Genomic DNA, 12480 nt, shown 5'->3' on the forward strand with positions numbered 1-12480 from the left:
GGGTCAGGGTCCCGGGGGCGGGCGAACACCGCGACAACACGGGGTGTCACCGACGCCAACTCCCGCCCCGGCACTGTCGCTCACCTGCGGGCCGGTGGTGGGTTGCTCGCGCAGTTCCCCGCGCCCCTAGGCATTCAGGGGCGCGGGGAACTGCGCGMKCRGCCCACCACCGGGCCGCAGCCGAACGTCACCGCACCCCGCACGGCGCGGGCCCCGGCTACGCCCGTGACCGCGCCTTGAAGGCCGCCTTACGGGCCTCCTTCGCCGCCTTCTTGTCCGGGTGCAGCCGTCCCATCGCCTCCAGTACGTCCGCGGTCGCGGGGTGCTCCACCCGCCACGCCGCCTCGAAGAAGCCGCTGTGCCGGCCGACCAGGCCCTCCACCAGGCCCTGGAGCTCCTCCAGGTCCCCGTCCATCTCCAGTTGCGCGGCGATCGTGTCCACGGCGAGCCAGAACACCATCGCCTCCGGCGGCGCCGGGACGTCCTGCGCGCCGCGCTCGGCGAGCCAGACCCGGGCGAGGCCGCCCAGCTCCGCGTCGTCCAGGACCTCGCGCAGCGCCGGCTCCGCCTCGGGGCCGGTGAGGGCGAGCGCCTGCTGGCAGTGGAGCCGGCGCAGCGGGCCGCGCGCGTCCGAGCCGCGCGCCGCCGCCAGCAACTCCCGTACCGCGCCCGGGATCTCGTGCCGGGCCAGCCACTGCTCGGTCTCGGCGCGGGCGGCTGCCTCCGGGTAGTAGGCGATGCCGTCGAGCAGCGCGTCGGCGCCCTTGTCCACGAGGTCGCCAACGGCGGGCGCCTCCACGCCCGCCTCCAGCATCCTCGCGCGTACGCCGTAGAGGCCGAGCGGGGTGAGGCGGACCATGCCGTACCGGGCGACGTCCTCGTCGTCGACGGGCGGGGCGGGCTCCTCGCCCTCCTCGGCCATCAGCGCCTCGTCGACCGGCCGGTACTCCACCAGGCCGATCGGTTCGAGCAGGCGGAACTGGTCGTCTAGGCGCATCATCGCGTCGGAGACCTGCTCCAGGATGTCGTCGGTGGGCTCTCCCATGTCGTCGGGGACGATCATCGAGGCGGCGAGCGCGGGCAGCGGCACCGGGCCCTCGCCCGCGCCGCCCTCGGTGACGGTGAGCAGGTACAGATTGCCGAGGACGCCCTCCAGGAAGTCCGCCTCCGCCTGCGGGTCCCAGTCGAGCCGGTCGAAGTCGACCTCGCCGTCGTCCCCGATGAGGTCGGCGAAGTCGTCGAGCACCGGAGCGGTCGCGTCCGCGAAGACCGCGTCGAAGGCGTCCAGCCATACGGTGAGGACGTCCTGCGGGGAGCCGGAGGTGAGCAGGGCCAGGGCCTCCCCCGCCGTGACCGTCCCCTCGCCGTCCTCCTCGCCCTCCTGCTCCGTCTCGGGGTCCTGGACCTCGACGAGCCCGGCGTCGACGGCGACCCGCCACGCCTCGCTCGCGTCCGCGGCGCCGTCGTCGTCGGGGGCCAGCTCCAGCGCCTCGGCCGCCGCGGGCAGTTGCTCCTCGACGAGCTCGCCCCCGGCGCCGACGCGGGTCGCGGGCCCGGCCCAGCGGGCCAGCCGGACCGCGCGGGCGAGCAGCGGGGCGGCGAGGGCCGCGCGCGCGAGTTCGGCCTCGGAGTGCAGCCGCACCGGCGGCAGGGTGGGGCGGTCTCCGGACATCTGTGACGTACTCCTCGGCGATGCGGCGTGGTTGCGGTGTGATGGATGAGACACCCAGCGTAGACGCATTTCGCCGGGTATCGCCGCGCCCGGTCCCCCCTGCGGCCGGGCCGGGCGGCGGGTTCCGGCCGGGGCGCTCGCGGTTGCGTACGGGAATCGGCGGGCGGTGTCCGGGCTCCCGGCGCGGCCGGTTCATCCGGCCGTCGGATTCCGGCCACCCGGCGACCCTTGACAACTGCCCCGCTCAGCCAAGAGATTGACGCGCGTAGAACTTGCCGCACGCCCGGAACACCGCACTCGCGCGTGCGCCGATCCACCCTCACCCTCATCCTCCGGAGTCTGTCGATGCCCGTTCCGAGATCCGCCGCCGTCTCCGCCGTCGTCGCCGCAGCACTGGGCGCCGGTCTGCTCGCCGCCGGTTCGTCGGCCGCCGCCGACCCGGCCGCCCCCACCGCGGCCCGCATCCACGACATCCAGGGCACGACCCGCACCTCGCCGCTGGCCGGCGCGCAGGTGGCCGATGTGCCGGGCGTCGTCACCGGCGTACGGACGTACGGCTCCTCGAAGGGCTTCTGGTTCCAGGACACCGCCCCGGACGACGACCCGGCCACCAGCGAGGGCGTCTTCGTCTTCACGAGCTCGGCGCCGAAGGTGGCCGTCGGTGACGCGGTGACGGTCTCGGGCACGGTCACCGAGTACGTCCCGGGCGGTCTGTCCTCCGGCAACCAGTCGCTGACCCAGATATCCAAGGCGACCGTGACGGTCGTCTCCTCGGGCAACCCGCTGCCCGCCCCGGTCACGGTGACCGCCCGTACCGTCCCGGACCGCTACACCCCGGCCGGCGACCCGGCCGCGGGCAACAGCGTCAACGGACTGACCCTGAAGCCGAAGAAGTACGCCCTGGACTACTACGAGTCCCTGGAGGGCATGAACGTCCGCGTCGGCACCTCGCGGATCGTGGGCGCCACCGACCCGTACAGCGAGCTGTGGGTCACCGTGAAGCCGCACGAGAACCGCACCCGGCGGGGCGGCACGCTCTACGCGTCCTACCGCGACCAGAACACCGGCCGGCTCCAGATCCAGAGCCTGGTGCCCAGCGCCCAGCAGCCGTTCCCCAAGGCGAACGTCGGCGACACGCTGACCGGCGGCGCCGAGGGCCCGCTGGACTTCAACCAGTTCGGCGGCTACACGATCACCGCCCGCACCCTCGGCACGGTCGAGGACAAGGGCCTGAAGCGGGAGAGCACCCGCAAGCAGCGCACCGGCGAGCTCGCGGTCGCCACGTACAACGTGGAGAACCTGGACCCGTCCGACCCGCAGGCCAAGTTCGACGCCCTGGCCGACGGCATCGTCACCCACCTCGCCTCGCCCGACATCGTGGCCCTGGAAGAGATCCAGGACGACAACGGCGCCAAGAACGACGGCACGGTCGGCGCCGCCGCCACCATCAAGAAGTTCACGGACGCGATCGCCGCCAAGGGCGGGCCCGCCTACCAGTGGCGCTCGATCGACCCGGAGAACCTCAAGGACGGCGGCGAGCCCGGCGGCAACATCCGCCAGGTGTTCCTCTTCAACCCGGCGCGGGTCTCCTTCACCGACCGCCCCGGCGGCGACGCGCACACCGCCGTCGGCGTCACCGCCGCCAAGGGCCGCCCGGCCCTCACCCTCTCCCCCGGCCGGATCGACCCGGCGAACCCGGCGTGGGCGGACAGCCGCAAGCCGCTCGCGGGCGAGTTCGTCTTCCAGGGGAAGACGGTCTTCGTCATCGCCAACCACTTCGCGTCCAAGGGCGGCGACGAGGGCCTGGTCTCGCAGCACCAGCCGGTGCCGCGCTCCTCGGAGGCGAAGCGGCTGCTCCAGGCGCAGGCCGTGAACGGCTTCGTGAAGCAGCTCCTCGCGGTCGACAGGCACGCCCGGGTCCTCGCGCTCGGCGACATCAACGACTTCGACTTCTCGGGCACCACCAAGGCCCTGGAGGACGGGGGCGCGCTGCGCTCGGCGTTCCGTACGCTGCCCGAGAAGGAGCGTTACTCCTACGTCTACCAGGGCAACACGCAGGTCCTCGACCAGATCCTGACCAGCCCGGCCGTGCGCGGCTTCGACTACGACAGCGTGCACATCAACGCGGAGTTCGCCGACCAGACCAGCGACCACGACCCGCAGGTCATCCGCTTCCGCCCGTAGGTCAGACGGCCGGGGTGACGGTCAGCGCCGGGAGGTAGCGCGTCACCCCGCCGCCGGTGACGCCCGGGTGGTCGCGCACCCGGGCCCACTGCGGGGTGTCCGAGCCGACCCCGGCGCCGGGCCCGGCCAGGGCGTCGATGTGGGCCCGCTCGCTCTCCCACTCGGCGTAGTTGAGGACGCGGGTGCCGTCCAGGCTGGTGTGGAAGTGGGCGGAGATGCCTCCCGGGGGCAGGTCGGGGTCGGTGGCCAGGGCCTCGAAGACGCCGTCCACCCAGGCCCGCTGGCGGCGCGGGTCGGGGCCCTCGAACTCCACGTCGACGACGACCACGCAGCCGGGCGTACGGGGGGCGCCCGGCCGCGGGTCACTGCTGCGGTAGAGCTCGTAGGAGTGCAGTCCCACCCGCTCGATGCCGGGGACGGCCGCGTCGATCTCGGCGTTGCGGTCGTCCCGGAACCGCCGCACGAAGTCCTGGTACGCCGACTCGCTCCGCCACTGCGAGTAGTGCAGCAGTCGGTCGCCGTCGGTCCCGGTGAGGACGCTGTAGGAGAGCAGTCCCGAGTCCGGCCAGTCCCGGCCGCCCCACGCCTTCGCGATCGCCTCGACGGCGGCCCGCTGCCGCTCGGGGGTGCCCGTGCGCCAGACGCTGGACTTGACCACGCCGACGCCGGGTCGGCGCGGATCGGGCAGGGCGTGGAAGGTGGCGTCGGTGGGCGTCGCGGCCATGGTGGGCTCCCGGTGATCGTGGCGGTGGCGTGCGGTGGACGATCACCATCCTGAAACGTCAAGGTCACTTGAGGTCAAGGCCGGCCGGGCTCCCGGCCCGCTCACCTCTCCCGTTCGCCTCTCCCCGCTCACCTCTCCTGGTCGCCGAGCCGCGCCAGCTCGCTCTGGAACCAGTCGAGCCGGGCCTGGAGCAGCGCCGCCTCCGCGACCAGCTCCGGGAAGCTCCGGCCGGGCCCGGTACTCGCGCCGGTGGCGGGCGCGGCCGTGACCTTCAGTCCGTCGCCGCCCCGCCGGGCGAAGTCGTCGAACCCCACGACCGCGCGCGGCCCGGCGCACACCGCGCAGACCGGCTCCACGGCCCGCCAGCCGGGCCGCCCCCAGCCCGCGTCGGCGAGACCGGTCGGGGGCCGCTGGCAGCGGCACGGCCCGGCCGTGGCGGTACGCACGCGCTGGCGGGCGTAGCGCATCCCGCGCTCGAAGCGGATGTAGCGCCCGAGCACCGCCACTTCGAGCAGCAGCGCCCGGCCGTGCTCGGCCGTGCAGGTCAGCGCCGCGGCCCCGGCGCGCTCGTGCAGACAGTGGAAGCCGCAGTCGCAGAGCCTGGACGGGGAGCGGTGGCGCCGCCCGTAGGCGCAGTGCGCGTCGTCGAGGACGCCGTAGGGCAGGGCGGCGCCGAGCGAGACACCGAGGAACCCGGCCCGCGAGCCGTCCCGGGAGAGCGCCCCATGAGCGATCTTGTAGCCGGTGGGCGGCTCCGTCGGACGTTCCTCGGGGAGCCGCAGCCTCATCGGGCCGCCGTCACCTCGGCGGGCTCCCCGGCCGGGACCTCCTCGGGCAGGGGCGGCGCCTCGTCCCGGACGACGTCCTCGGGCTGTTCCTCCGCGACCCCGGTGGCGAGAGCCTTGCCGAGCCTCATGACGACCTCCGACGGGACGACGGTACGGACATGAACGGACACACCGTTCCCCCATGGTGGCGTACGCGCGGGCACCCGCCAAGAGCGCCTGCCCGTGCGACACTTCAGCGCTGCTGTTGATGAACGGCAAGCAGATCTAAGTAGACCTTCATGCTCATCGCGGCCCAGACTGCGCCAATGAGCACTCCCCGCCCCTTCGGGCGCGCACTCTGCGCCATGATCACGCCGTTCACCGCCGACGACCGTCTCGACCTCGACCACGCGCGACGGCTCGCGGCACATCTGGTGGCCGAGGGCTGCGACGGCCTGGTGCTCAGCGGCACCACCGGCGAGTCGCCCACCACGACCGACGCGGAGAAGGCGGCGCTGGTCCGGGCGGTGCGCGCGGAGGTCGGCGCGGACGTCCACGTCGTGGCCGGGGTGGGCACCGCCTCCACCCGGCACACCGTGGAGCTGGCCCGCCAGGCCGAGGAGGCGGGCGCGAACGGCCTGCTGGTGGTCTCGCCGTACTACAGCCGGCCGCCCGAGGAGGCGGTGGAGGCGCACTTGCGCACGGTGGCGGACGCCACGGGCCTCCCGGTGATGCTCTACGACATCCCCGGCCGCACGGGCGTCCGGATCGGCACGGACACCCTGCTGCGGCTGGCGGGGCACGAGCGGATCGTGGCGGTCAAGGACTGCGCGTACGACCTGTTCGCCTCGACCAAGGTCATCGGCCGCACCTCGCTGGCGTACTACTCGGGCTGCGAGGAGACGAACCTGCCGCTGTACGCGGTGGGCGGCGCGGGCTACGTCAGTACGGTGGCGAACGTGGCCCCGGCCCAGATGCGGGCGCCGCTGGACGCCCACGACAAGGGCGACCCGACGGAGGCGCCCCGCCTCAACCACCTCACGCTCCCGCTGACGGAGCTGATGATGGCGTCGGGCCTGCCGGGCACGGTGACCGCGAAGGCCCTGCTGGGCAGTCCGGTGCGGGAACCGCTGCGACCCGCGTCCCCGGACCGGGCCGCCGCGCTGCGCACGGCCTACGACGACCTGGTCCGGGAGTCCGCACGCCGTCAGTTGTGACGTTTGTAGACCCCGAGCTGTTGGACAGCCTAAACATCCACTCCTCGCTGAGAATGCGGATCAACCACGGGTTGGCGAACCGGCCGGAGCCTCACCTCAGTGGATCACTGGCGAGGGGACGCGGGTCCGTTCCGCGGCGACCCAGAGGTAGGCACGCGCCTTGCCATGGGGCGTTGTGCACCTCACTCCCCGACCTCGTAGCGCACCAGGATCTCGTCATTCCGGCGATTGAAATCGAAGGACCTCCCAGCCGGACCCGCAGTCATATCGGCATAGAGCAGCGCTTCCAGCACAGGAAAGTCCTTCAGCTGGTCTTCCGTGGCCGCGCTGCCGGAGTTATGGGCGACGAGGCGCACGAGTCGTGTCGGCGTCCCAACACTCTCCGGGCGGCGAGCGTCATCGAGCGGATGAAGCCGGTCCACTTCGACTCCGGAGTGCAGCCGATGTCATGGAGCCGCGCGGCAGCGACGAACAGACCAGAGGCTTCCTCGAACAAGGCTGCTGATGCCTCGCGAGCACGAGCTACCACGTCTGAGTGCTCAACCAGCGCAGATCGCACGGCAACTGAAAAGGGCAGGCGACAGACAACATGGGAGCGAAAACCTAGGCGCACAGCGCGGTAGAACTGCCCTACTTCAGCAAGGTCGTTCGGGCGTGCGCCGCCTCTGCGGCGCGGCCTGCCTCCCGTCTCCGCCCCGGCTGGCCGCACCCGGCGGCTAAGGGCACGCCGTGGGAGAAACCCCTCTGCGGCTGGGGCGGTCGGCTACCTTCTCTTCTTTTGTCGGCCTACAAAGCCACTCAGCTCTGGGCTCACATCGTTGATTTCAACATAGGCAGAGTAGAGGCGCGGCACGAGGAAAATGAAGATAATCAGGACATAGGAGCTAATGGCTGCGGCGAAAGCTGCCCAGAAGCCGTATAGGTGACCCTCTTTCGTGGCGCTCACGTTCATCCCGACCACCAACGTGGCGGCGTCGAGAGCGCAAAGCAGAGACCCCGTGAGGAGATGGGCAGCTGTTTCGTCAAGCATCCCTTTCTCAACCTCATAGCGGCTCTCCTCAGAGGAGTCCACCCATTCTTTCACTTTCAGCCTAAGAGTAGAGAGGTGAGTGAAGGCGCTCAGCATTCCCCCTGCCAAGAGGGCTACGCCCGTCAAGAGCGCTCCCGGGGTGGATAGATGACCTCCTCTAAGCCACATGAGCAGAAACACGAGCATTGGTACACCAAGCGATAGTCTCGCCGCTACATCCGGGCGGGGAGGCGTGTACCTACCGTCCGTCAAGCCCTTCCAGTGACCACGCAGCACTGGGATGAAGTTGAACCGACTGAACACCACACGCCTCCCCCTGGTCCTAGGAGACGGGCCAGCCGATGCCTACCTTCACCGCAGGCTGGAGTGCTGCTGCCGTCTCTCTCACTGCAGCATAGAACCTAGATGTGACAGGCGGCTGATCCTCAGACAGGCGGTACGTGAAAATGTCGGTCATCTGCGTGGGCTTCACACGCTTGACCTGACCGTCGGGATCCTCGATCTGCACCCAACCGTCGTCCAGCTCCATATCTGCGATCTGAGGACCAACGATGGCCGCCAATTGCCTGGCCCCTTGTTCATTGGTGACGCCGATCTCACTATCTCCTTCCGTATGCCGTTTACGTTGATACCAGCCCTGCACAACCTTGACGGCCTTATCCATGCGACTCGAAATGGCTAGAGATGCCGTAATCTCGATATCCTTTACCGAGCGAGTCCTGCCGGCCGTCGTGGCATGCTTCACGAGCACTAGCGTCTGAGCCTGCCCCTCCCGAATCATCTCCGCGAGGCGGTTCTCATCAGCCAGAGGAGTAACCGAAATGCGCCACCAGGCTCCTTCATCCCTTCCCTGAGTCGCCTCATCTCGAGACTTCTTATTCATCCACCGAGTAACCTGCGAGACAGGGCAAGAGCGGCCAATTGTCTCAACGGCGAGGATTCCGGTTTCGCCTCCTTCGGGAAAAGCAAAAATTACGCGAAAAAGATTACTGGCCGCCTTGTCCTTGATGTCCGTGTCGCTGCCGGCAGCATCACCTATCGCCTTCGCGTGGCTACCAAACTTACCGGCCCACACAGTGGCACGGATGGTGTTGTCGACTACCCGTACTTCCTCGACCCGGAGGGCTGGCTTACCGAAGGCACCCAGTTCCTCGACCGCGGCCTGACTATCCTCCGTCGGATCCCCTACCGCTGTTCCCATGGACAGTGCCTTCAGTAGCGCCTCAGCTATCTCCTGGTACGGCTCACCTTTGCAGTCTGCGAGGTCCAGGGAGCTTCGCTTGAATCCCCGGAAGACTTGGAAGGTGAAGAGGCGGTAGCCGTAGGAGGTCATATGTGTTCCTGACTCTTGAGTCCTGCTTAATCACGCAGGGTAGGCGAGCCGTGGATACTCCTCGGCCGAGTCATCTAACTTGTTGCTAGACTGCGACACTTCGCGCCCTTGCAGTAGCACGGTCCCCACACTGCCCGAGCTACCGAACCCTCATACATGAGCGCCCTCCCGGGCCGCCCTCAGGCTGCGGAAGGGCGCTCAAGATGACCCACGTCGACAGCTGCGGACAGTTCAGCGGCAGGTCAGAGCGTTGATCGATAAGAAGGCCGCAAGTCACGGCCGCCCATGATCAGTTGTGACTGTGCAGGACCTCGTTGAGCCCGCCCCACACGGCGTTGTTGGGCCGGGCCTCGACGGCGCCGGTGACCGAGTTGCGACGGAAGAGGATGTGGGAGGCGCCCGACAGTTCGCGGGCCTTAACGATCTGTCCGTCCGGCATCGTCACCCGCGTACCGGCGGTGACGTACAGCCCCGCCTCCACCACGCACTCGTCGCCGAGCGCGATGCCCACGCCCGCCTCGGCACCCACCAGGCACCGCTCGCCGATGACGATACGGACGTTGCCGCCGCCCGAGAGCGTGCCCATCGTGGAGGCGCCGCCGCCGATGTCGGAGCCGTTGCCGACGACGACTCCGGCGGAGATGCGGCCCTCGACCATCGAGGTGCCCAGGGTGCCCGCGTTGAAGTTCACGAAGCCCTCGTGCATCACGGTGGTGCCCTCGGCCAGGTGCGCGCCCAGGCGCACCCGGTCGGCGTCGGCGATGCGGACGCCCTTGGGGGCCACGTAGTCCGTCATGCGCGGGAACTTGTCGATGGACGTGACCTGGAGGTGCAGTCCGGCGGCGCGGGCGTTCAGCCGCACCGTCTCGACGTCGTCGACGGCGACCGGGCCGAGCGAGGTCCAGGCGACGTTGGCGAGCAGGCCGAAGAGGCCGTCCAGGTTCTGGCCGTGCGGCTTGACCAGGCGGTGCGAGAGCAGGTGCAGCCGCAGATAGGCGTCGTGGGCGTCGAGCGGCTTGTCGTCGAGCGAGGCGATGACCGTACGGACGGCGACGACCTCGACGCCCCGGCGCTCGTCGGCGCCGAGCGCGGCGGCGGCGCCCTTGCCGAGGAGGGCGGTGGCCCGCTCGGCGGTCAGGCGCTCGGTGCCGGCGGGGCCGGGCTCGGCGGTGAGCTCGGGGGCGGGGAACCAGGTGTCGAGGACGGTGCCGTCGCCGGCGAGGGTGGCGAGGCCGGCGGCGACGGCGCCGGTGGAGCGAGAAGCAGTAGCAGTCGTGTCGGTCATAGCGGAAAACCTAACCGGCGGCGGCCCGCAGGGTCGAACCGGTCTCAGGTGCCGGGCGCGCGTCGCCGCCCGTGTCACCCCCGGTCAGCGGCCCCGGCAGCCTGCGCGCCCACAGCACCGCCAGCCCGGCGAGGCCCGCGAGGACGGCGCACAGGGGCCACAGCAGAGCGGGCGCGGCGGTGTACAGGGCGCCGCCCAGCGGCGGGGCCAGCACCTGGCCGCTGATGGAGGCGCCCGCGTACAGGCTCTGGAAGCGGCCCTGGGCGTGCGGCGGTGCCTGGTCGGCCACGTACGCGGTGGCGGTGGTCTTGTAGAGGATCTCGCCGAGGGTGAGCGACACCATCAGGGCGACGGCCCAGCCCAGGGCGGCGCCCGGGATCAGCAGGGCGTATCCGAGGCCGACCAGGAGCAGTCCGCAGCCGACGACGCTCAGCGGCGCACGGCCGCGCAGGGCGTGGGCGGCGGGGAGTTCGAGGCAGAGGATCACCGCGCTGTTGAGGGCGATCAGCCAGCCGTAGACATGGGCGTCCATGCCGTGGTCGCCCAGGAAGACGGGCAGTGTGGAGTACTGCTGGCGGTAGACGAGGTCGACGCAGACGATCGCGGCGAGCAGCACCGGCACGGCGGGCCGGACCCGCAGCTCGCGCCGGAGGCCGGGTGCCCGGGGGTCGTGGACCGGCTCGGCGTGGGCGGCCCCGCGGGCGGGCAGCACCCGGGCCGCGTACGCCGCGAAGAGCAGGGTGCCGGCGCCGTCGGCGACGAAGAGCCAGTCGTACGACCAGTGGGCGGCGACCAGGGCGCCGAGCGGCGGGCCGACGGTGAAGCCCGCGTTGGACGCGAACCGCATCACGGCGAAGCCCTGGCGGCGGCTGCCCTCGGGGACGCCGACGGCGACGAGCGCGGAGTTCGCGGCCCGTACGACTCCGGAGGCGTACTGGGCGAGCGGCAGCGCGGCGATCAGGACGGGGGTCGCCAGCAGGCCGAGGACGGCCAGCAGGACGCCGCTGACGACTGATCCCGCGAGCAGGGCGCGCCGGTGGCCGTACCGGTCGCCGAACCAGCCGCCGGTGAGGTTCCCGGCGACCAGGCCCACACCGCCGATCCCGCCGATCACTCCGGCGTGGCCGACGCTCAGGCCGCGCGGGCCGGTCAGATACACGAAGAGGTAGATGAACGTGAAGCTGACGACCGCGTTGAAGAAGATGCCGAAGCACAGCAGCCGGACGTCTCCCGGCACCGCGCGCAAGGTCTTCACGCCGTGGCCCCCCTGGTCTCGGTCCGCACGGGCGAACTGGTGAGTTCCTTATGGGAACGGACTATGTCAGCATGGGGTTCGCAGGTCAACGGCGTACGGAAGGATGGAGCCATGCCTCAACGCACCCGGCTCCACGACGAGCACTGCGCCATCGCCCAGGCCCTGGACGTCGTCGGCGACTGGTGGACCCTCCTGATCGTGCGCGACGCCGCACGCGGGGTGCACCGCTTCGACGCGCTCCAGCGCGAGCTCGGCATGTCCCGGAAGGTGCTCGCCGAGCGGCTGAAGCTGCTGGTGGAGACGGGGGTGCTGAGCCGGGAGCCGTACCAGGAGCGCCCGGTGCGGTACGAGTACCGGCTCACTCCGCGTGGCCGTGCCCTGCTGCCCGTACTGATCGCGCTCCAGGACTGGGGTGACACCTGGGTGCTGGGAGAGGGAGAGACGATGGCCACGGCGACGGAGCGGTCCGGGGAGACCGGGCGGGTGCGGGAGCTGGTGGGAACGAGGGTGCCCGCGCTCGAACTCACCGATTTCGACGGGCGGTCGCGGGACCCGGTGTCGCGGGAGAGCGCGTACACCGTGCTCTACTGCTTCCCCGGCGCCTACGCCCGCAAGGAGTCCTATCCCCCGGGCTGGGCGGGCATCCCCGGGGCGCCGGGCTGCACGCTGGAGTCGTGCACCTTCCGCGACCAGCTCGCCGAGTTCACGGCGGCGGGCGCGAGCGTGCACGGCGTGTCCACCCAACGCCCGGACGAGCAGCGGGCGTTCGCGGACAAGGAGGGGCTGCGCTTCCCGCTCCTGTCGGACGCGGACCTGGAGCTGACGGCCGCGCTGCGGCTGCCGACGTTCCGCACGGCGGGGGTGAGCCGCCTCAAGCGCCTCACGCTGGTCATCGCCCGGGACCGGACGGTGGTCGAGGCGCTGTACCCGATCACCGACATCGAGGCGAGCGTACGGTCGGCGCTGGAGGCGGTCCGCCGGGCGGCCGGCGAGGGCTGAGTCCCGGGCACCCG

The 12480-nt window shown here is 70.9% G+C and carries 12 protein-coding genes; 3 read left to right on the forward strand and 9 right to left on the reverse strand.

Annotation, left to right across the window (positions count from 1 at the left end):
• Nucleotides 1-217: 217 nt before the first annotated feature.
• A complete protein-coding gene (locus tag ACJA3G_RS00235) occupies nt 218-1672 on the reverse strand; it encodes a hypothetical protein (RefSeq protein WP_406550767.1) in 1455 nt (484 codons plus the stop codon).
• 345 nt (nt 1673-2017) lie between these two features.
• On the opposite strand from ACJA3G_RS00235, the gene ACJA3G_RS00240 reads away from it, so the two are divergent.
• A complete protein-coding gene (locus ACJA3G_RS00240; protein WP_406550768.1) occupies nt 2018-3856 on the forward strand; it encodes an endonuclease/exonuclease/phosphatase family protein in 1839 nt (612 codons plus the stop codon).
• A gap of 1 nt (nt 3857) precedes the next feature.
• Here ACJA3G_RS00240 and ACJA3G_RS00245 read toward each other — a convergent pair whose 3' ends face one another.
• The 3 genes from ACJA3G_RS00245 to ACJA3G_RS00255 form a co-directional block, all read right to left on the reverse strand.
• Nucleotides 3858-4580, reverse strand: coding sequence for an antibiotic biosynthesis monooxygenase (locus tag ACJA3G_RS00245; protein WP_406550769.1), 723 nt, complete (start codon nt 4578-4580; stop codon nt 3858-3860).
• A 128-nt stretch (nt 4581-4708) separates the two neighbouring features.
• Nucleotides 4709-5368, reverse strand: a complete 660-nt coding sequence (locus tag ACJA3G_RS00250; protein WP_406550770.1) for a hypothetical protein — start codon at nt 5366-5368, stop codon at nt 4709-4711.
• Nucleotides 5365-5538 (reverse strand): hypothetical protein, encoded by a 174-nt coding sequence (locus ACJA3G_RS00255; protein WP_406550771.1) that lies wholly within the window; start codon nt 5536-5538, stop codon nt 5365-5367. Before ACJA3G_RS00255 ends, ACJA3G_RS00250 begins: the two co-directional genes overlap by 4 nt.
• A 135-nt stretch (nt 5539-5673) precedes the next feature.
• On the opposite strand from ACJA3G_RS00255, the gene dapA reads away from it, so the two are divergent.
• The gene (dapA, locus tag ACJA3G_RS00260) at nt 5674-6564 is read left to right on the forward strand and encodes a 4-hydroxy-tetrahydrodipicolinate synthase (RefSeq protein WP_406550772.1); all 891 of its coding nucleotides are present in this window, start codon (nt 5674-5676) and stop codon (nt 6562-6564) included.
• Between the two features lie 182 nt (nt 6565-6746).
• Here dapA and ACJA3G_RS00265 read toward each other — a convergent pair whose 3' ends face one another.
• The 5 genes from ACJA3G_RS00265 to ACJA3G_RS00285 all read right to left on the reverse strand — a co-directional run bounded on the left by ACJA3G_RS00265 (nt 6747) and on the right by ACJA3G_RS00285 (nt 11467).
• Nucleotides 6747-6986 carry a hypothetical protein gene (locus tag ACJA3G_RS00265; RefSeq protein WP_406550773.1) on the reverse strand — a complete coding sequence of 80 codons (240 nt, stop codon included), beginning with the start codon at nt 6984-6986 and terminating at the stop codon, nt 6747-6749.
• A gap of 341 nt (nt 6987-7327) precedes the next feature.
• The gene (locus ACJA3G_RS00270; protein ID WP_406550774.1) at nt 7328-7897 is read right to left on the reverse strand and encodes a hypothetical protein; all 570 of its coding nucleotides are present in this window, start codon (nt 7895-7897) and stop codon (nt 7328-7330) included.
• Between the two features lie 19 nt (nt 7898-7916).
• Nucleotides 7917-8927, reverse strand: coding sequence for a hypothetical protein (locus ACJA3G_RS00275; RefSeq protein WP_406550775.1), 1011 nt, complete (start codon nt 8925-8927; stop codon nt 7917-7919).
• 289 nt (nt 8928-9216) lie between these two features.
• Nucleotides 9217-10212, reverse strand: coding sequence for a 2,3,4,5-tetrahydropyridine-2,6-dicarboxylate N-succinyltransferase (dapD, locus tag ACJA3G_RS00280; RefSeq protein WP_406550776.1), 996 nt, complete (start codon nt 10210-10212; stop codon nt 9217-9219).
• A 10-nt stretch (nt 10213-10222) separates the two neighbouring features.
• The gene (locus tag ACJA3G_RS00285; RefSeq protein ID WP_406550777.1) at nt 10223-11467 is read right to left on the reverse strand and encodes an MFS transporter; all 1245 of its coding nucleotides are present in this window, start codon (nt 11465-11467) and stop codon (nt 10223-10225) included.
• Nucleotides 11468-11578: 111 nt separating this feature from the next.
• On the opposite strand from ACJA3G_RS00285, the gene ACJA3G_RS00290 reads away from it, so the two are divergent.
• Nucleotides 11579-12466 carry a winged helix-turn-helix transcriptional regulator gene (locus tag ACJA3G_RS00290; RefSeq protein ID WP_406550778.1) on the forward strand — a complete coding sequence of 296 codons (888 nt, stop codon included), beginning with the start codon at nt 11579-11581 and terminating at the stop codon, nt 12464-12466.
• The last annotated feature ends 14 nt before the right edge of the window (nt 12467-12480 follow it).

The organism is Streptomyces sp. YS-3, assembly GCF_045257485.1.
GTDB lineage: Bacteria > Actinomycetota > Actinomycetes > Streptomycetales > Streptomycetaceae > Streptomyces.